This is a genomic window from Streptomyces sp. NBC_01506 (assembly GCF_045040295.1).
Taxonomy (GTDB): Bacteria; Actinomycetota; Actinomycetes; order Streptomycetales; family Streptomycetaceae; genus Streptomyces.
On record NZ_CP109422.1, the window covers coordinates 5917219 to 5936879 of the forward strand.

The 19661-nt window shown below is 68.4% G+C and carries 16 protein-coding genes and 1 pseudogene; 12 read left to right on the forward strand and 5 right to left on the reverse strand.

The annotated features are described in order from the left end of the window. Positions 1-168 precede the first annotated feature (168 nt). The 5 genes from OG329_RS26305 (at position 169) to OG329_RS26325 (ending at position 4949) form a co-directional block, all read left to right on the forward strand. On the forward strand, positions 169-912 hold the full coding sequence (locus tag OG329_RS26305) for a protein phosphatase 2C domain-containing protein (protein WP_405798599.1): 744 nt from the start codon (positions 169-171) through the stop codon (positions 910-912). Beyond that, complete coding sequence (locus OG329_RS26310; RefSeq protein WP_405798601.1) at positions 909-2522, forward strand: DUF4189 domain-containing protein; 1614 nt, start codon at positions 909-911, stop codon at positions 2520-2522. Before OG329_RS26305 ends, OG329_RS26310 begins: the two co-directional genes overlap by 4 nt. A gap of 29 nt (positions 2523-2551) precedes the next feature. Then, entirely contained in the window at positions 2552-2974 is a 423-nt protein-coding gene (locus OG329_RS26315; RefSeq protein ID WP_405798602.1) for a hypothetical protein, read from the forward strand. A gap of 10 nt (positions 2975-2984) precedes the next feature. Continuing rightward, positions 2985-3755, forward strand: a complete 771-nt coding sequence (locus OG329_RS26320; RefSeq protein ID WP_405798603.1) for an HNH endonuclease family protein — start codon at positions 2985-2987, stop codon at positions 3753-3755. A 66-nt stretch (positions 3756-3821) separates the two neighbouring features. Continuing rightward, the gene (locus OG329_RS26325) at positions 3822-4949 is read left to right on the forward strand and encodes a DUF6183 family protein (RefSeq protein WP_405798605.1); all 1128 of its coding nucleotides are present in this window, start codon (positions 3822-3824) and stop codon (positions 4947-4949) included. A 112-nt stretch (positions 4950-5061) separates the two neighbouring features. Here the strand turns inward: OG329_RS26325 and OG329_RS26330 are convergent, their stop codons facing one another. The 3 genes from OG329_RS26330 to OG329_RS26340 all read right to left on the reverse strand — a co-directional run bounded on the left by OG329_RS26330 (position 5062) and on the right by OG329_RS26340 (position 8989). Next, a complete protein-coding gene (locus OG329_RS26330; protein ID WP_405798606.1) occupies positions 5062-5661 on the reverse strand; it encodes a DUF6262 family protein in 600 nt (199 codons plus the stop codon). After that, on the reverse strand, positions 5658-7499 hold the full coding sequence (locus tag OG329_RS26335) for a tyrosine-type recombinase/integrase (protein ID WP_405798608.1): 1842 nt from the start codon (positions 7497-7499) through the stop codon (positions 5658-5660). Before OG329_RS26335 ends, OG329_RS26330 begins: the two co-directional genes overlap by 4 nt. A gap of 359 nt (positions 7500-7858) precedes the next feature. After that, positions 7859-8989, reverse strand: a complete 1131-nt coding sequence (locus OG329_RS26340; RefSeq protein WP_405798610.1) for a tyrosine-type recombinase/integrase — start codon at positions 8987-8989, stop codon at positions 7859-7861. A 122-nt stretch (positions 8990-9111) separates the two neighbouring features. On the opposite strand from OG329_RS26340, the pseudogene OG329_RS26345 reads away from it, so the two are divergent. Next, a pseudogene (locus OG329_RS26345) lies at positions 9112-9534 on the forward strand (HNH endonuclease family protein); the annotation flags it as partial. On the opposite strand, the gene OG329_RS26350 reads toward OG329_RS26345, so the two are convergent. Next, a complete protein-coding gene (locus OG329_RS26350; RefSeq protein ID WP_405798611.1) occupies positions 9531-11258 on the reverse strand; it encodes a hypothetical protein in 1728 nt (575 codons plus the stop codon). The pseudogene OG329_RS26345 and the gene OG329_RS26350 overlap by 4 nt on opposite strands. Before the next feature lie 418 nt (positions 11259-11676). Between OG329_RS26350 and OG329_RS26355 the strand changes: the two genes are divergently transcribed. From OG329_RS26355 to OG329_RS26365, 3 genes are all read left to right on the forward strand, one after another. Further along, on the forward strand, positions 11677-12426 hold the full coding sequence (locus OG329_RS26355; protein WP_405798612.1) for an N-acetyltransferase: 750 nt from the start codon (positions 11677-11679) through the stop codon (positions 12424-12426). 115 nt (positions 12427-12541) lie between these two features. Continuing rightward, complete coding sequence (locus tag OG329_RS26360; RefSeq protein ID WP_405798613.1) at positions 12542-13213, forward strand: hypothetical protein; 672 nt, start codon at positions 12542-12544, stop codon at positions 13211-13213. Positions 13214-13220: 7 nt separating this feature from the next. Then, complete coding sequence (locus OG329_RS26365; protein ID WP_405798615.1) at positions 13221-14804, forward strand: protein kinase domain-containing protein; 1584 nt, start codon at positions 13221-13223, stop codon at positions 14802-14804. Here the strand turns inward: OG329_RS26365 and OG329_RS26370 are convergent. Further along, a complete protein-coding gene (locus OG329_RS26370) occupies positions 14748-17309 on the reverse strand; it encodes a YfhO family protein (protein WP_405798617.1) in 2562 nt (853 codons plus the stop codon). The genes OG329_RS26365 and OG329_RS26370 overlap by 57 nt on opposite strands. A 124-nt stretch (positions 17310-17433) precedes the next feature. On the opposite strand from OG329_RS26370, the gene OG329_RS26375 reads away from it, so the two are divergent. From OG329_RS26375 to OG329_RS26385, 3 genes are all read left to right on the forward strand, one after another. Beyond that, a complete protein-coding gene (locus OG329_RS26375) occupies positions 17434-18450 on the forward strand; it encodes a glycosyltransferase family 2 protein (RefSeq protein WP_405798618.1) in 1017 nt (338 codons plus the stop codon). Next, the gene (locus OG329_RS26380) at positions 18447-18839 is read left to right on the forward strand and encodes a GtrA family protein (RefSeq protein WP_405798619.1); all 393 of its coding nucleotides are present in this window, start codon (positions 18447-18449) and stop codon (positions 18837-18839) included. Before OG329_RS26375 ends, OG329_RS26380 begins: the two co-directional genes overlap by 4 nt. A 136-nt stretch (positions 18840-18975) precedes the next feature. After that, on the forward strand, positions 18976-19635 hold the full coding sequence (locus OG329_RS26385) for a SurA N-terminal domain-containing protein (RefSeq protein ID WP_405798620.1): 660 nt from the start codon (positions 18976-18978) through the stop codon (positions 19633-19635). The last annotated feature ends 26 nt before the right edge of the window (positions 19636-19661 follow it).

Here is a 19661-nt window from a genome sequence, read left to right on the forward strand (position 1 = left end):
GCGCCCCCGCCCGCGCCGGTAGCCGCGCATCAGCCCTGGGAGCGGATTACGGTCGGCGTGCCAGGCCCGGAGTTCGAGGCACGGCCACCGGGTCAGAACGCCTCCGAATTCCCGGACACCGAATGCGACGGGTGGGCAACTCCCTTCCTCACACTGCGCTTTGCCTCGGTGCGCGGCGCCAAGCACCGCTACTACGGGCAGCCGCGCCAGGACGCCGCCCGTGCCGCGCCGCACGAGGCGACCGGCAGCATCGTGTTCGCCGTCGCCGATGGCGTATCGAGCGCCACGACACCGGAGTTGGGGGCCGTCGAGGCGTGCCGGGCCACCGTGGAGCGGATGCTCCATCTGCTCTCCCAGGGCCAGGAGCCCCCGGACTTCCAGGACGTGGCCGCCCTCGCCGCGGATCGACTGTGCCGGCTCGCGCGGTCGCGGCTGAACAAGGAGGAAGTTGAGCCGGCCGAGGTGGCGGGGCTGTACGCGACGACCCTCGTGGCCGGGGTCGTGCGCCCCGACCCGGCGGGCCCGGTGGTCGACCTGTGCCGTATCGGCGACTCGGGGGCCTGGCTGCTCGATCGGTCGACCGGGCGGTATCGGCAGTTGTTCGACTCCAAGACCGGTACCGACGCCGTGCTCGTCTCGAACGAGGTGACGCCACTGCCGTACGTACCCGATCCGCTGCCACGGATCAGTACGCGGCTGGCACCCCACGACGTACTGCTCATCGGCACCGACGGCTTCGGCGATCCGCTCGGCGACGGAGACGGCCAGGTCGGCTCGTTGTTCGCCCGTCACCTCGCGGAACCGCCGACGTCGCTGTGGTTCGCCCACCTTGTGGACTTCACGCGCGAGACCTTTGACGACGACCGGACCCTGCTCGCGATCTGGCCCCGCACCACAGCGGCGTCGCGATGACGCCGCCGCCCGTCCCCCTGGTCGAACACAGCACCCTGAGTCTGGGCAGCCAACTGGGGCAGGGCGGCCAGGGCGCCGTACACCAGGTGATGAACAAGAAGATCAGCGTGACCAGCGGCGACGTCTGGGACGCGGTCTACAAGGAGTACAACGCCGCCGTACTCGCCCAACTCGACACCGGCGCCCTGGAGTCGGCCGTCGCACTCCTCGCCGAGCCCGCCTTCACCGAAGGCAGATGGCTGTGCGAGAAGACCGCCTGGCCGGCGGCCGTCGTCCAACACCAAGGCCACGCCCGCGGATTCCTCATGCGCTCCGTGCCCGACCGCTTCCAGTTCAGTCTCCGGAGCCTGAGCGACCCGACCACGAGCACCCGGCGGCTGGCGAACCTGGAGTATCTGCTCAACGACGACGCCTACGTCGCGGGAATCGGCCTGACCATCAGCGAGCGTGACCGACTCGCCCTGCTGACGGACCTGGCCACCACGCTCACCCGACTTCACCGCATCGGGATCGCGGTCGGCGACCTTTCCCCCAAGAACCTCCTCTTCACCACCACCCCCCGGCCGGAGTGCTTCCTCCTCGACTGCGACGCGATGCGAGTACGGGGCGCGAGCGTGCTGCCCCAGGCCGAGACGCCCGACTGGCAACTTCCCGCAGGCGAGGAGAAGGCGACCGGGCCGGGCGACGTCTACAAATTCACGCTGCTCGCCATCCGGCTTTTCGCCCGCGACCAGACCGCGACAGACCCCGCCGCCCTCACCGGGATCAGCCGCGCGCTGGCCGACCTGGCCCGCTCGGGGCTCAACGCGGACCCGAACCTGCGCCCGGCCGCGTCCGGGTGGGCCGAACAACTGACCGCGGTCATCAATACGGCGTCGACGGCTCCCGCCACGGTGGGCACCAACCCCAGGCCGATCCCCAACCGCGGCCCGAGTCCCCGTCCCAGGCCAAGGCCGAGGCCCGGCTCTGGCCCCGGTCCCGGTCCCGGTCCCGGGGCCGGCACCCCGAGCACCCCTGTGTCCGGCAAGACGGTCGGCACCGTCTCGGCGCTCGTCCTGGCCGCGATCCTCGCGATCGCGCTCTCGGGCCGCGACGACTCGGACAGCCCCGATTCCAACCCCGCACCGCCGCCCAACGTCTCCGTGGACGGGGACACGTCCGGCGACGACCCGTCGTACGACGACCCGCCCGACGACCCGTCGTACGACGCCCCCGACCTCGACCCCGAGCCGCCACCCCCGCCTCCACCACCAGCGCCTCCCCCTCCGCCGCCTCCACCGCCGCCCCCACCTCCACCGCCGCCCCCACCTCCACCTCCACCCCCGGCGAACTACTATGGCGCCATCGCCGTGGGTACAGACGGCAGCGTCGGCAAGTCCTGGGACTACAAGTCCGCGGACGCCGCGCGACAGGGGGCCATGTCGAGGTGTCAGGGAGTGGACTGCAAGGTCCTCACGACGTTCGCCAACGGTTGCGGCGCCGTCGCGTACAACTCCAACTCCGGCCAGTACTGGGGCGGTCAGGGCGACACGAAGAACGCGGCCCAGAGCGATGCCATCTCCAACGCGGGCGGCGGTGGCTGGATCGCCTGGGTGTGCACCACGCGGTAATGAGGGGGGCACATTTGAGTACGGTGCGCATGCGAGAGGTCACTCGTGGCGGGGCAACGAGCGGTGTCGTGCTGATGCTCGGGGCGGTGCTGGCAGGCTGCACGGGCAGCGAACTCCCCGGCGGGAGCGATTCGCCGAGCGGTGGTTCGTCGGCCTCGGACTCGCGAGGAACCAGCCCGCTCGTCGATCCGGACGGCACGAAGCCGGGACTGGCGGCGATCTCCTCCGAGAAGGACCGGGCGGCGGCGCGTGAACTGATCGCCAAGCTGTCCACCAAGGGGCGCGGCCCCAAGACCGGTTACGACCGGGACGAGTTCGGCTACGCGTGGATGGACACGGCGGACGGCGTGCCGCTCGCGCGGAACGGCTGTGACACGCGGATTATCTCTATGCTTCGCATCGTGATGGGTCTGTTCTCGCAGCGTATGCAGGGTGTGGTCGGCTGTGCGTAGTGAGAGGCACATGAGTCACAGGCTCTTGTCTACTCGCAGGAAGAGGGCCCTCCTTACGGTCGCCGTTGCCGCCGCGCTTGTTGCGGGCTGCGATGACCTGGAGCCGGGCGGAAGTTCCGCAGGGTCCGGACCGGACGCCGCTGCCGGGCGCGCGGCGAGCCCACTGGGCAATCCCGACGGGACGAAGCCGGGGCTCGCCGCGCTCACGACGGAGGCGGACAAGACCGACGCACGCAAGCTCATCGAGGAACTCACCACGAAGGGTCGTGGGCCGAAGACGGGCTACGACCGAGATGAGTTCGGCTATGCGTGGATGGACACGGCGGACGGGGTACCGCTGGCGAGGAACGGTTGTGACACGCGGAACGACTTGCTGAAGCTCCATGGCCGGAACGTCCAATTCCGAGCTGGTTCCGACTGCGTGGTCGTTTCGATCGACCTATACGACCCGTACACCGGCAAGGACATCGACTGGAAGAAGGCGAAGGCCACCGAGGTGCAGATAGACCACGTGGTCCCGCTGTCCTACAGCTGGCAGATGGGCGCCGCCCGATGGCCGGAGAGCAAGCGCGAGCAACTGGCGAACGACGTGCTCAACTTGCTTCCTGTCGAAGGGCGCGCCAACTCGGCGAAGCGGGACTCGGGGCCCGCGTCCTGGTTGCCGCCGAACAAGAAGATCCGGTGCTCGTACGCGGTGCGGTTCGCGCAGGTCGCCGACAAGTACGAGCTCCCGGTGACGACGGCGGACAAGGCGATGATGCTGAAGCAGTGCGAAGGCTGATCGAGCCGCAGCGACCCGGGAAAATGTCATCGCTTTCGGACTGTCGGGACACATACGCTCCCTACCGTGGCTGACCACATACAGAAGATCGTGACGAAGTTGCCGGGCTTGAAGAGCGTCACCGACGTGTGGAAGACGGCTGACCGCTGGCTGGCGCAGGGGGACTCTGCCTTCCTCACGGACCTCGGTATCGCTCTCGCCGGGGCTTACGGCTCGGACGCCGGGCGGACATGGCAGTACCGGAGCGTCTTCGACTATCTGCTCCGGCTGCTGGCCACCACGCCTGGCCCTGGAAATGTCGCCGAGGCGCTGCGGCTGGTCTCCTCGACGGAGACCGCCGACAGGAAGCTGGACCGTTATGCGGCCTCTCTGCTGGCCTCAAGCCAGCCGGTGGAGGAACTGGCCGTGGCGTTCACCGGGCACGCCTCGGAGGAACTGCGCGCCTGCCTCGTCCACGAACTGGTACTCAGGGGCGCCGATGTCACGAAGACTCCGGGGATCGCAGGGTGGGCGACATCGCCGCACTGGACGCACCACCCGCTGGGGTGGCTGCCGTTGGCGTTGTCCGATGTGGAAGGGCAGCCGGATCTGCCGAGCTACAGCGCTCGCGGCGGCAGCCACTCGATGCCGTTCGGTCCGTCGGCGAACCGCGAGATGCGGGCCGGTACCGGGGGATGCGTGCCGTCGGTTGAGGAAACGACGACCGACGCCGCAACCAAGGGCATCGGCACTGCTGTGGCGAACTGGGCCGAGGAGTCGAACGGCCGGATCGAGGCACGAGTCTTCGACCTGGCAGCTCCTCTGGAGGCCGAGTCGGTACCGAGCATGTTGCTGGGACTTGGGTTGGAATGCCTGAAGGGTGCGGGGAAGAAGACCAGCTTCTCGGTCGCGGCCTGCCCGCCGGACAACGCATGGCGGGTCCTTTTCGCCGCCGCGTCCATGGGAGGTGCCTATAACTCCGGCGCTGGCGGTGCTTACGGGCGGCTGGCCGCGTGGAAGTCTCTGGCCGGCCTCTCCGGGACCGCAGAGGGCGCCCCCGCGGAGGAGGTCGAGGCATGTGCACGGGAGTGCGCCTGGTACGGCTTCGGCGCCGACACCAAGTGGTTCGAGCGCGTGGCCTGGGACATCGGCCTGACCTCGGTCTCTCCAGAACGTCGACGACTGGCGGTGTTGGCCGCGACCGACACCGACTGAGGATGCCCGCACCTGCTCCGGCGAAGTCCCGGCCATGGGGACGACGTCCCCTGTGGCTGTCCGGCCGGCGGGTGGGAGCCGGACAGCCACAGGTGTCTCCGCGCAGCACGGATTATGGGGCGGGAACGGACCGCATGGCACGGCGGAGGCTGGCTCGCGCGGCGGTGAGGTCGTCCTCCGTCTCACGCAATTGGCCCTCCAGGGCGGTGATCTGATCCCTGGCCTCTGACAACGCTCGCTCCAGCGCGGTATTCCGCTGCTCGATCTGCTGTACCCGCTCGATCAGCTCATTCCGGTTCACGCCCTCCAACTCGGCGCCGAGGGACAGCCTGACCCGGTTACGGAGCCGATCGCGCTCCTTCTTGAGGTCCTTGATCTCTTCGCGGGCCAGTGCGAGATCCGTCCGCAACCCGGCCTGAGACACCTGAGATGCCTCCGGAGCGAGGGAGTTCTGGCGCCCCCGCGCTTGCTGGGCGGTGATGCCGTCCTGAACGGCCTGGTGTACCTGAGGCTGGTTGTAGACGAACCATGTGGACACCGAGGCTTCCCGTGCCACTTGGGTGACGGTGATCCGTCGTCCCGAGCGGAGAAGGCCGTCCACGGCGTCGAGTGCACGTCTGGTCTTGTCTTCGCTGTCCTTGGCACGGCTGACGCGCAGGCGCTCGACCCGGGCGTTCCGGTCGTTACCGCCGGAAGCAGCAGGGATTTTCATTCGGAGCTCCGTGTCGTCAGCGCCTGCAGAGGGATGAAGGCCGCTGCCGAACGTGCCTTGCGCAGCTCGCGTGAGGCGGATTCGACGGCGGCCCGCTCCTCGGCGGGCAGCGCGTCGAGTTTCCGCCGCATCTCGTCGGCCGACTTCGAGTAGGCGCGGATCTGGTCGTCGAGATTGCGCACGACCCAGTCGGCGGCCTCCATCGCCAGGGCGGCTTCCTTGTCGGCCCGCAGGTCCGCGATCTGCTGTTCCAGGGCGGGGAGGTAGGAGGGATCGGGTCGGTAGAAGTCGCATCCGGCGCACTGGAAGCGGATGCGGCAGTGCCCGCCGCCGGCCTTGACGTTGCTCGGCTCGGTACAGCCGCCGTAGGGAACCCCGACGCTTTCCACCTCGTAGGCGAGGGGATCGCCGAATCCGCGGGCTGATCCGTGTCGGTCGACGGCGAGTGCCGCGACCGTGCGCACGGCCTCCTGCTTTCGGCTGAGGGAGACCTTGTAGTAGCCCGTGGTCACGTCCAGTGAACGGTGGTCCATGAGTTCCCGCAGGACGTCGGGGCGAGTGCCCGCGTCCGCATGACGCTGGGCGTACGCGTGACGGAAGCCGTACGGGACGACCTGGGTCCGGTCGTAGGCGTGCGGGGTGCCGTCCTCGTCGAGCCGGTCGTCCACAAGGTCAGGGATCAGTTCGTCGACCCAGTTCCGGAAGATCCGGTTGCAGAAATGCGACGTGTTCAGATGCCCGCGGCGTGGACGATTGCGCTGTCCCGGTGAGGGAAAAAGCCACTGGGCGCAGGCTGGTACGGCCGGTAGCGCATCGAGTTCTTTCTGCCAGGTTTCTACCAGCTGGGCGGTGCTCTCCGAGATCGGCAGCCGACGGCCGTGGCGTCGCCGTTTGTGGTTGTCGTAGATCAGCGTCGGTTTGCCGTCGACCCACTCCAGGCAGTCACGGTGCAGGCTGGTGATCTCGCCCGGACGTCGGCCGGTGTCCCGGAGGACCGCGTAGACCACCTGGTACATCCGCGCGAAGTCGGCGGCAGTCCAGCCGCCGCTCGCGTACCCCGTGGAGGTGCCCAGCAGGCCGAGGTGGACGTCGAGCTGGGCGATGACATGCTCGGGGATCGCACGGCCGAGATCGTCCTCGGTCACTTCCACGGCGGCGATGCTGTGGAAGCGGGGGTTGAGCGCAAACCCGCCGGGCACGTGGTCCATCATCCCGGCCTGACGGGCGTATTCCAGGAACGTGCGCCAGTGGCGGAGCAGGGCTCTGCGGTGGCTGGTGGAGTAGTCGTGACCGTCCTCGGGACGCTTGGTGATTCGGAACATGTCCACTACGGCGTTCATGTCAGCCATGGCGAGGAGCCCCGGCTCATCCCCGTGGGGGCGGCCTGCCAGCGCGGAGGACGCGATGGTCGCCGCGTAGACGGTCTGCCGTAGGTCCATGACGTTGGGGCGTGCCGTGCGGCCGTACTCCTTGACCAGTTCCCGCAGCCAATGCTGCCGTACCGGACGGAAGTCGATGTCGCCGTGGACAGCGGCATACTTGCGACCGCGCCCTGCTGTCAGCCCGATGAGGGCGCACTCCCATACGTCGCCCGAGGTCGGATCGGTGCCCTCGAACTCGACGCGTGCGCGTCGGACGTGCAGGAGAACACCGTTCAGGACGCCGGACGCCGCAGCCGGAAGCCCGGAGGGGAAGGAGGCGTCCAGGTCGAGGAGCGAGCCGAGTCCGGCGGGGAGGCCGGCCACAATGCGGCGTACCCGCTGGGGGACCAGGCTGATCCCGGCGTCGTCGCGCTGCTGGAGCCCGAACAGAAGCTCCTGGCGGACTGCGGGGCTCACATCCGCGAGCGAGAACTGGGAGACGCCCGGCATCGCCTCGTTCGGGGAGGTGTTGGGCCTGCGGCGTGCCGGATCTGGGGTGTGCGTGGTGTCGAAGTCCGCAGGGTTCCCCAGGAGATATCGGGCTTTCCGGCAGGCGTCGCAACGGGATCCGTTGCTTGCCACATGAGTGGCACAGGTGACCACAGAGCAGACGAACACGCTGGTCGTCGGGTTGCGGGGATCGGCAGTGAACAGTGCCAGAACGGGGTCCCATTCATCTGTGCGCCAGCCCGAGGGGAGGCGTGCCGCGAGCCATGACGGCCACTCCGGGACGCCGGGAACGGAGGAAACGGCAGCGGAGCGGAGGAGCGCAATGGTCATCGCCGTAGCTCCGGCGCGAGACTTTCGACGGCCGCGACGGCTGCGCGGAGATCCTCGTCCTGGGCGTGCAGGTACACGGCCGTGCTCGCCGAGGAGGCATGCCCCAGGAGGGTCTGTACGACGTCTGGGGCGACCCCGTTGCGGATCCAGCGGGTGGCGGCTGTGTGCCGCATCATGTGCGGCCGGGCGGTCAGACCACAGCGCCTCCCGATCCGTTCAATCACTTGCTTGGTATTGGAGTACGAGAGTGGACGCCCCGCGTGGACGCCGACGAGGTTGAGGAAGACGTAGTCACAGTCGGCGGAGCCGACTACCTGTTCACGCTCGGCGAGATGATCGCGGTATCGGTGCACCACTTCCGGTGTGAGCGGAACCATACGAGGGCGCCCGGCCTTGGCCCGAGCCCCGTTGACGTTGTCCTGACGGGGCCTGACGTGCAGGTGCGCGCCACCGGTTCGGCAGCCCAGGTGTGTGGAGTCGGGGAGCAGATGCATGTCCTCACGCCGCAGTCCAAGGGCTTCGCCGATGCGCAGGCCCGCTTCCACCAGGACGGTCAGCAGCAGCCGGTCACGCGCAGTGCGAGCGGCGTCGATGACCTGCTCCGTCTGGACGCCAGTGAGCGTCTGTGGTGCCCGCTCGATCTCCGGTGCCTTCAGCACGCGGGCTTTGACCATCAGGTGCTGGCCGCCCTCGCCGGGATCGAATCCGGCCGGGGAGTGAGCGAGGAAGCGCGGCTCGCTGAGACGCGCGGCGACTTCGTGATCCACATGCCCCTGGACTGCGCAGAAGCGGAGGAACTCACATACCGCAGTGAGCGTGGCGTTGACCGTCTTGCCGGACGGTGGCCGCCCGTACTGGGTCGGTTTCCGTTCGATGTGGAACTTGAACAGGCTCATGTCCCCGAGCCGGACGGTCCTCCAGTCGGTGCCCCGCTCTGCGCACCAATTGAGGAAGCGGCCGATTCTGGGGATGTACGCGCGCTGTGTCTGCGGTGACCGCCCGGCTCCGCGCAGATACATGGCGAACTCACGGGCTTCGGGGTGAGGCGCGTACTTCTCCTCGTCGACCAGGAGCCAGGTGGCCTCACCGGTGGTGGGCGAGACGGCCTTCTCTGTGCATAACGTCATGGATCTGCCTCCTGTCTCCAATGTCGCTCATGTGCCTCATGGCATGACCGATAACGGCGAGGGACAGGAATGGGTTACGGCTGTGCCTCATGTGCATCGCATCGATGAAGGAGCTGCAGATAACGCGGAACGATCTGCTGAAGCGCGACGGCCAGAACATCGAGTTCCGGTCCGGCTCCGACTGCGTGATCGTCTCCATGACGCTGCACGACCCGTACACCGGCAAGGACATCGCCTGGAAGAAGCAGCGGGCGACGGCCGTGCAGATAGACCACATGGTGCCGCTCTCCTACGCCTGGCAGATGGGCGCGGCCCGCTGGAACGAGGACAAGCGAAAGCGGTTGGCGAACGATCCGCTGAATCTGCTGCCGGTCGACGGCCCCACGAACAGCGGAAAGGGAGACTCCGGGCCGGCCTCCTGGCTGCCCCCCAGCAAGGCGATCCGCTGCTCGTACTCGGTGCGCTTCGCGCAGGTGGCGCTGGAGTACGAACTCCCTGTTACCGACCCGGACAAGGACATGATGGCGCGGCAATGCGGTGCTTAGTCTCCATCGAGCTTGATCTGAGTCTCCAACTGAATTTTCTCCCAGTCGCTGCCCACCGGTTTCACCGTGACAGCGGACATGTCCGGGAGAGCGTCCCCCGTGTCCCACCACGCGAGAAGCTTCTGATTGTCGCCAGCTTGACCCGCCTTCCACGTGTCGTCCACGTAGTACGCCCCCAGCTTATCAATCTGGTCGAGCACCTTCTGCTTGTCGCCGCCATTGAACCCATGAAGGGCGGCGATGATCCCGACGTAGTCGGATGTGACGAGGCCGCCACCGGTAGGCGCCGCGAGAGACCAGGTGCTTGTATGGAACTTCACACTGAGACGGAAGAGGTACTCCACCGTGTCGTTGAAGTTGATCCCGTACCGCCCTGCGGAGAGACAGGCGTCATACGCGTCCGAATTTTTGACGGACCACTCGCTGAAGTCTTTTGCGACCACGCGTTCCTTTGCGTACTTCTCGGCGGACGCGGAATCCCTGTAGAGGATGAGGGAAGTTTTGGTACCCGCATTCCAATCAATATGGTCAATTGCTCTGTTCACCGAGTTCTTGATTGCTTCAGGGCTGTTCCCCTGCCTCTTGTACACCATCCACAGCAGCTTGCGGAAATTGGCTCCGGTTGCGATTTCAGCAGCCGTCGCCGCGATTTCATCTTTGGGTGTACCCTCGGCAAGCCGCCGGCCATTCAGAGTGTTGAAAATTTCCCTGAGAATTACGGTGGCACCGGCCCGGTCGAAACCGGCCGACGCCAGTGCGTTGTACGCCACCCGATTTTTGTTCTGAAGCAGAATGAAATCCTTGCCGTCTTTGGCGTTGCTCCACAAGTAGTATCCGAGGCCAGGCAGTTCCGTGATCTCGGCGCCGAGGTTGTCGGCGGGAACGATCTTGTCAGGCTTGACGACCCATGAGATGTTCGGAGCCGTCGTCATGTGCGCGAATTTCACCGCATTGTGCGTCATGACATACATGTCCACGGTGGGAATGCCGAGCTGACCCGCCACGCCGCTGACCCCGCTGATATTGATGGCCTGCAACGCATTGGCTGCCGCCTCTTTCAGTTCCGCAGGAGGCTGATTGGTCCCGGTGAAAACAGCAAGGCCCTCAACAAGGTTGGCCTGCCTGACTGGTTTCGTCGCGCCCGGCACGATCTTCTTCCCCTGGAGTCTGAACCTTTTGATCAGCTCCTTGGTGAACGGGTCATCCTTGTTCATCTGGCCGCCGCCGAGTTCGCTGTGGACATTATCGGCATCGACCCTCCCGAAGAGGTCGATGACACTGTCGTAAAGTGTCTTCGCGTCCCCGTTCAGGGAAATGCCGGCTTCAAATATCTTCTTCGCCATGATGGCGGCGTATTTGTCGAGTTCGATCTTGTTGGTATTGTAAACAGCGATCGTGTCCTGCACGTATTTGTCCATCGAGGCTTTCCAGTCCTTGAGGCCGACTAACGCGCGTACCACCGCTTCCACCATCATTCCTTTGACCGTCGCTGCCGTCGCCAGACTCGCGGACGACGTAGCCATGTCCGCGAGTATGAACAGGATGCGCGTCCTTTCCAGGACGTATATGTTCTGAGTCAGCTCGTTCTTCATCTGCACGGTCTGCGTGATGCCGGGGCGCGACCAGTCCAGGAATGTCGTGCCTTTGATGAGCTCCTTCAGGCCTGGGATGGACGTCTGGCCCTGAATCCAGGTGCTTTGCTCGGAGGTGGCATAGGTTGACATGCGTGTTCCTTCCCTGATGAGGTCAGATGATCTAGGAATCCGTCGCAGTCTCTTCCGGAATCCCGCCGGAAACATCGCCGACAGTAATCGAGCGGACACGGTTTTGGGGTTGGTTGGTCCCAAGCTTTTGGAAAGCGATGTGTCCGGCGGGTGATCGGTTACGCGGAAAGCTCTCTCACCAGCAAGAACGAGGACTTTCCGGGCCCCTTTTCCTGTCGCCGGTCGGAGCCGGGCACCGGGATAAAAGGCGTATCGGCCCTACGCGCGCGTCCGCGTCGAGGGCGGCGGGCGCAGGGCCCGCCCGCGCCCGGGTTGGGCCGTTGACCGGCGGCTGATCGCAGGCCGTGCAAAGAGCCCGTGCCAAGAGGCCGTACAAAACCGTTGGGATCGCCCCATCGCGCACCGTTAACGTGCCCGCATGGATCTCACCGTCACCACCCTCGCCGAGCGGCCCGAACTCGTGGACCCCATGTGGCAGATGCTCGACACCTGGCCGGAGTTCATGCTGCACGACCCCGTGGGCTGGAACGTCGGCCGGATCGCCACCGAGCTGCCCGAGTTCGCGCTCGTCGGAACCGACGAGGAGGGGACCATCGTGGCGCGCGCCCTCTGCGTCCCCTTCGTACTCGACATCAAGGGGCGCGATCCCGAGACCCTGCCGGCGACCGGCTGGGACCAGGCGCTGCTGTGGGCGTTCTCCGATCTGCGGCACGGCAGGACGCCCGACAGCGTCTGCGCCGTCGAGATCACGGTCGCCACCGACCGGCAGGGACAGGGCCTGTCCGGCATGATGCTGGCCGCGATGCGCGAGAACGCGGGAAGCCGCGGTTTCACCGAACTGCTCGCCCCGGTACGGCCCAGCGCCAAGGACCGGGAGCCGCACACCGCGATGGAGGAGTACGCCCGGCGCGTACGGGACGAGGACGGACTGCCGTACGACCCCTGGCTCCGCGTCCACGTACGCGCGGGCGGTGTCATCGACTCGGTCGCGCCCGCGTCCATGACGGTCACCGGATCGGTCGGGCAGTGGCGCGAGTGGACGGGGCTCCCGTTCGACACGGACGGGCCCGTCGTCGTACCCGGAGCGCTCTCGCCCGTGCACTGCGAGGCCACACGCGGATACGGTGTCTACGTCGAACCCAATGTGTGGGTGCGCCACCGGATCTGAGCGATGGGGACAGGTGCGGGGGCAGGGGGATTCACGCGAACGGGTTCGGCCGGCGGTGCCGCTGTATACCCTCGATACGCTTTCGCAGTCGTCCCCCTGGCCTGTCAGGAGCAGCATGCACGGCCCCGGAATAGCGCAGCCTCTGCCGAACGGCACTCCGAACGGCACTCCGAGCGGCACACCCTCGCCGGGGATGATCGCCTTCCTGCGCGTGATTTTCGTCGCGTTGCCGCTGTTGACCTGCGGTTTTCTCGCCTGGGCGGCGACGCTGCGAGTGGCGATCGTGACCCGGTCCACCCTGAACTGGACCCTGTTCGTGGGGAACGGCGTCCTCAACATCATGTGGGTCGTCTTCCTCGCCCAGGACAACACCGACGACTTCAGCAGCCCGGAGGGCAACGTCGGCATGATCGGCATGCTGTCGACCGGTACCGCCGCCATCGCCTATTACCTGTACGCGGACTTCAAGCACTACGGAGCCCGTCAGCGGCTGCACGCGGGCTACTACCCGCCGCCGGTCATGCCGCAGCAGCAGCAGTACCAGCCGCCCGCCAGCGCCGGTTACGGGTACGGCGCCCCCACCCGCCCCATGGCAGGCCCGCCGGCACAGCAGCAACCCCAGCCCCAGCCCGTCCCACCCCAGCCCGTCCCGCCGCAGCCCAACCACGCCGCCCCGCCCCGCATCGACCAAGTGCGCGCCGAACTGGACGAGTTGAGCGACCTCCTCCGCCGCGACGGCCGCGACGGCCGGGACGGCCGCGACAGCGGCGACGGCGACAGGCGGTGAGCGCGCGGTGAACGCCCGTGTCGTCGCGGGCCGTTACGAGATGTCCAAGCTCATCGGCCAGGGCGGCATGGGCCAGGTCTGGACGGCGTACGACCAGCGCCTCGGCCGCCGCGTCGCCGTCAAACTGCTGCTCCCCGACAAGATGGCCGCCGACACCGGCGCCGAGGACATGCGCCGCCGCTTCGTCCGCGAGTGCCGGGTCACCGCCCAGGTCAACCACCCCGGACTGGTCACCGTGCACGACGCGGGCAGCGACGGCGACGAGCTGTATCTGATCATGCAGTACGTCGAAGGGACCGACCTCGCGGCCCACTTCGCCGCCCACGCGCCCTACCCGTGGCAGTGGGCGGCCTCGGTCGCCGCCCAACTGTGCTCCGTCCTCGCCGCCGTTCACGCGGTGCCCATCGTGCACCGCGACCTCAAGCCGCGGAACGTGATGGTCCAGCCCGACGGCACGGTCCTCGTACTCGACCTCGGTATCGCCTCCGTCATCGATACCGACACCACCCGCCTCACCCACACCGGATCGGTCATCGGCAGCCCCGCCTACATGGCGCCCGAGCAGGTGATGGGCGGCGCCGTCGGCCCGTACACCGACCTCTACGCCCTCGGCGTGGTCCTGCACGAACTCCTCGCCGGCACCGTCCCGTTCCCCGGCGCGACCGCCCTCGGCGTCCTGCACCGGCATCTGTACGAGCCGCCGATGGGGGTCCGCCGGATCCGTCCGGAGATCCCCGAGGCGCTGGAGGCGCTGGTCCTGCGCCTGCTCGCCAAGGACCCGCAGCACCGCCCGGCCGGAGCGCAGGAGGTGTACGAGGCGCTGGCCCCGCTGCTCCCCACGCGCGGCGTGGTCGGCGCGCCCGGCTCCGGCGGCGCCGGCACACCGCTCGATCCGACCCGCCCCTTCCTGCGCCCGCACGCGCCCTGGCCCGACCGCGCCACCGCCCCGCCGTCCGCGCCGGTGCCACCGAAACCGGAGCATGTCCCCGCCCAGCGCCCGGACATCGCGGCGGCCGTGGACGAGGCCAAGCGACTCCTCGGCGAGGGCGGCATCACCCAGGCCGTGGACATCCTCGGCGGGATCCTCCCCGCCGCCGCTGCCGAGCACGGCGAACGCTCACCCGTCGTCCGTATCCTGCGCAAGCAGTACGCCACGACGCTGATGGACGACGGCCAGTACCGCCGCGCCCTGCCCGAGCTGCGCCGTCTCGCCGACGATCGCGCGGCCGAGGCCGGTCCCGGCGATCCGCAGACGCTCCAGTTCCGCTACGACGCCGCGCAGTGCCTCGAACAGCTCGGCGAGGCGGGCGCGGCGCTCGACGAGTACCGCGCGGTGCTGCCCTTCTACGAAGGCGCCGCCCAACGAGGGGGCGGGCAATCGGGCGCCGACCAGTCGCGCGCCTTCGACATCAGGCACCGCATCGGGCATCTGCTGCTCGCGGTCGGCGACCACACGGCGGCTCAGCAGCAGTTGCAGTACCTGCTGTACGACGCGGAGCGCGCGTACGGCCCGTACCACCCGCTGCCCATCGAGCTACGGCGCGGGCTCGACCGTCGGCAGCAGTTCCGGGGCGGCACCCGCCACATGTAGGCCCTGTCCCCGGTCCTGTCCCGGGCCCTGTCCCGCCGCCGGATCCATCCCTTCGCGACGCCGCCTCCTTACGGAGAGCGCGGCGACGCCCGCCAGCACCAGCAGCGACACGGCCCCCAGGGCGGCCCCCGAGCGCAGCCCCGGCGGCCGGAAGGAGCAGTCGACCGAGGTGGTCGTGCCGTCCGGGTCCAGCGGGACCGCGACCAGGCCCAGGTACGAGTCGGCGGGCCGCCCGGCGCAGCTCCAGCCGGCGACGCGGGGCGCGGCGATGACGGCCGTTCCCGTGCTGCCGGGCGGCAGTTGGGCCCGTACGCCATGGTCCGAGACCCGCACGGAGACGGCGCCGGTCCTGGTCATCCGGCCCACCGCGGCGGACAGCCGCGTGCGGTCCAGGCAGGCCACCGTTCTGGCGCGGGGCGCCTTGCGGTCGAACGTGACCCGCTCACCCGCGCGTTCGGCGACCCCGAGCGAGGTCACGGCCGCGCGCCAACGGGGCTTGTCGCCGCGCAGTTCGACCGGGCGCGCGTCGCCGAGCCGGGCGGTGCCGTAGTAGTCGGGCGCCCAGAGGAAGACCTCGCGGCCGACCGGGCAGGCGCCCGCCACGGGGGAGGAGTAGACGCGCGAGCCGAGCAGCAGCTCCTGGTTGCGGAAGGGCGAAGCCCCGTAGCGCGGTGCGGTCCGTTCCGGCGGCCGTACGGTCACCAGCGGCGGCACGTCCGCGCGGATCACCTTCGGCGACCCGCCGCCCATCTCCGATGGCCCGTCGCTCTCCTGCGGCTCCTCCGTACGAAGGCGCGCGCCCACCGTGAACACGGCGTCCACGACGGGATTGTCCAGGCTCTGCACGGCCCGCCCGTTCGACGTCCAGCCCGCGCCCAGCGCGCCGAGCGTGCGCGTCAGCACCTCGGGCGTGTGACTGCTGTAGTAGGAGGAGCCCTGCCCGCCCAGCAGCAGCGGATCGTTCGCGGTGATCTGCGTACGCCCCGGATCGGTGCGGTAGTTCGGCCACCCGTCCGCCCGCGCCACCGCGTCGGCGCGCTCGTCGTGCGCCCTGTCCCACGCCGGGTAGTGGTCGAGCCGGTCGAGCCGCGCCCGGTCGGCGTACGCGGTGGTCGCCGCCGCCTGCCCCACGAGCCCGCCCACGAGCAGCAGCGCGGCCAGCGCCGCGTACCGGCGCCGTGGCAGTCGTACCACCAGCAGCGCCGCCACGGCCGCCGCGAGCCCGCACGCGAACAGCGCCAGGGCGCGGCGCCCGGTCAGCGCGTCGGTGGCGGCGACGAGCCCGAGCGCGACCAGCACACCGCTGCCGCCGAGCAGCGCGCGGCGGCCCGGCCAGCCGTACGCCAGACACCGCCCGGCCGCGATCACCAGCAGCCCGGACAGCACGAACGTCTGGCGGAACGGGCTGCCGTTGGGCGTCGCGAACGCGTGCCACACCAGATGGGTCGGCCCCCACTGGAGGGAGAGCGCGACCGCGCCCGCGAGCCCCGCCCACGCCGCGCGCTCACGCCCCGGTACGGCCCGGTTGAACGGCAGCGCGGCGGCGAGCAGCAGCGCGCCGCCGCCCAGGAAGACGGCGGGCGTGAAGAAGTCGTACGTGGCGGGCAGCGTCCGCGCGAACACCTCGCTCCAGCCAGCCGCCTTGAACTGCGTTGTCCAGCCCGGATACGCGTGCCGCGTCCCCATCACCACCGGCAGCAGCACGGGCGCGGCGAGCCCGATCCCGAGCAGCACGGTCACCGCGCCGCGCACCAGGACGCGCAGTCGTTCGCGCGGCACCCCTTCATGGAGCAGGAGTCGAACGACGAGTACGAGTACGGCACCGAGGGTCGCCATGTACGCGGTGTAGAAGTTGGCGACCCAGGCGAGGGCGACGACGAGCGGGCCGAGGACCGGCCGGCGCCCCGCCCGTACCCACTCGCCGACCAGGCACAGCAGCGGGAAGGCGATGAGCCCGTCGAGCCACATCGGGTTGTACGACGCCTCGATGACCGACCAGCCGCAGAGCGCGTACGTCGCGCCGAGCGCCCCGGCGGCCCACCACGGCGCCGTGGTGGGCCGCCGGGGCGCCGTCGCGTTCTTCACCATCGCGTTCTTCGCCGTCGCGTCCTTCGCCATCGACAGCAGCAGCCACGCCATCGCCGCGCCCGCCGCCGCCATCTTGAGCACGGTGATCACGTACACGGCGAGATCGATCCGGTCCCGTGGAAAGAGCCCGACCAGCAGCGCGAACGGACTCGTCAGATAGGTGCCGAGGTCGGGCAGGAAGGAAGTCCCGTACCCGGACTGCCAGTTGAGCAGCGGCCCACCGTCACCCCGCCCGTGCAGCAGGTCCCACAGCTTGGCGTGGAAGGGGACGAACTGATTGCCCAGGTCGTTGACGCTCCGCGTCTCGGAACCGAAGGGAAAGCTCCGGGCCACGGCGTCACCCGAGCAGACGGCGATCACGGTGATGAGGCCGGCGAACGCGGCTGCCCGGCCACGCGCGGATTCCAGGGTCGGCATAGTGATCGAATATGTCAGCGTGGATCCCGACAAAAGGTCTGTTAGCGCTTCAGTTCACGTAATGGCCGCCTGCAATTCACGCGGGGACTCCACCGGTGACATTCCTGTCGGATGTGGTTCTACGGTGCTGATCTCCCTGGTGGTCCCGTGCTTCAACGAAGAGGACATCGTCGACCGGTTCCATGACCGGGTGACCGAAGAACTCGCACTGCTCGAAGGGGAACTCGGGCACGAATTCGAGCTGGTCTACGTGGACGACGGAAGCCGGGACGGCACGCTGGAGCGGTTGGAGAAGATAGCCGCGGCCGACCCCCGCACCCGTTACGTCTCCTTCAGCCGCAACTTCGGTAAGGAGGCGGCGATGCTCGCCGGGCTCCAGTACGCGAACGGCGAGGCCGTGGTCATCATGGACGCGGACCTCCAGCACCCGCCGGAGCTGGTCCGCCGCATGCTCGACCTGCACGAGGAGGGGTACGAGCAGGTCATCGCGCGCCGCACCCGCAAGGGCGACCGCGTCACCCGCACCCTGGCGGCCCGCGCCTACTACCGGCTGATCAACCGCCTGATCGATGTGGAACTGGTCGACGGCGTCGGGGACTTCCGGCTGCTCTCCCGCCGCGCGGTCGACGCGGTGCTCGCTCTCGCCGAGTACAACCGCTTCTCCAAGGGAATCTTCGCGTGGGTCGGATTCCGCTCCACCACATTCGAGTACGAGAACGCGGTGCGCGAGCAGGGCCGTTCCAAATGGAGCTTCGGAAAGCTGCTCAACTACGGGCTCGACGGCATGCTCTCCTTCAACAACAAACCGCTGCGGGCCGCTCTCTATCTCGGTCTGCTGCTGCTCTCGCTCGCCTCGGTGTACGCGGCGTGGATTGTCGGCGTCGCCATGGTGAACGGGGTCGACACCCCCGGCTATGTCACACTTCTGGTGGCCGTCACGGCGCTTTCGGGCGTACAGATGGTGATGGTGGGAGTCGTCGGCGAGTATGTCGGCCGCATCTATTACGAGGTGAAGCGGCGCCCGCACTATCTGGTGGCGGCGACGGACGCGGACCGCCCGCGCGGATCGCGTCGGACGACCGAACCGACGGCGGACCAGGACCAGGACCAACAGCAGAAGCAGGAGCTTGTAGGCACATGACGGTCCGCGGCCAGATGGTCAGATTCGCGCTCGTCGGGGTCGTCAACACCGGTACGTACTACGCCTGTTATCTGGTACTGCTGACCTGGCTGCCGTATGTCGCGGCGCATGTCGTCGCCTTCCTGCTCAGCATGACCGGCTCCTTCTTCCTCAACTCCCGCTTCACCTACCGGACCCGGCCGACCTGGCGGAAATTCCTGCTGTTCCCGCTCACCAACGCGGCGAATTTCACGATCACCACGAGCGGCGTCTATCTACTGGTCGACGTACTCCACTTCAGCAGCCGATACGCGCCGCTGATCGCGGCCTTCGCGGCGATCCCGATCACGTTCGTGGTCTCGCGGACGATCATGCTGCGCCCGGAGCCGGTTCCGGCCCGCCCGTCCTGAGCGCGACGCCGGCGTTGGGGGCGGTGGGGGCGTTGGGCGAAGTTTTCGAAAAAAGACGGGCTGACTGGATCGGATCCGCCGCCACTGCCTAACATCGATCAACGCACGGTCGTTGTCACGATCCAGGAGGCACCCTTTGCACCGCCGCCGTCGCACAGCGCTCACACTCTCCGCCGCGCTCATCGCCGCGGTCCCGCTCCTCACCGCCTGTGGCAACGACGCCCATCCCGGCGCGGCGGCCGTCGTCGGCGGTCAGCGCATCGACGTGTCTTCGCTCCAGGCCCAGGTCCGGGACGTACGCGACGCGCAGGAGGCGTCCCCGCAGGCCACCGAGCTGATCAAGAACACCGGCCAGCTCAGCCAGGTCAAGCTCAACAGCATGATCTTCGACCGGATCCTCCAGAAGGCCGCGGACGACGCCGGTGTGACGGTGTCCCGCAAGGAGATCCAGACCACCCGGCAGGCGGCGGCACAGCAGTCCGGCGGCGAGGACCAACTGGCGGCGATGCTGCTCCAGCAGGGCGCGCTCACCCCGGACCAGATCGACACCGCGATCCGCCGCGAGGTGCTGATGTCGAAGCTCGCGGCGTCGCTCGGCGCGAACACGACCACGCCGGAGGGCCAGCAGCAGGTTCTTGCCGCGCTGGTCAAGACGTCCGAGGAGCTGGGCGTCGACGTCAACCCCCGTTACGGCGCGTGGGACGTGAAGCAGGTCAGGCTCGGCGAGGCGAAGACGCCGTGGCTCACCCAGGTCACCAAGGAAGCACCGCCGGAGCAGGCCCCGACGGGCGTGTGAGGACGAGGCCGGGGCTCGGAGGTAGG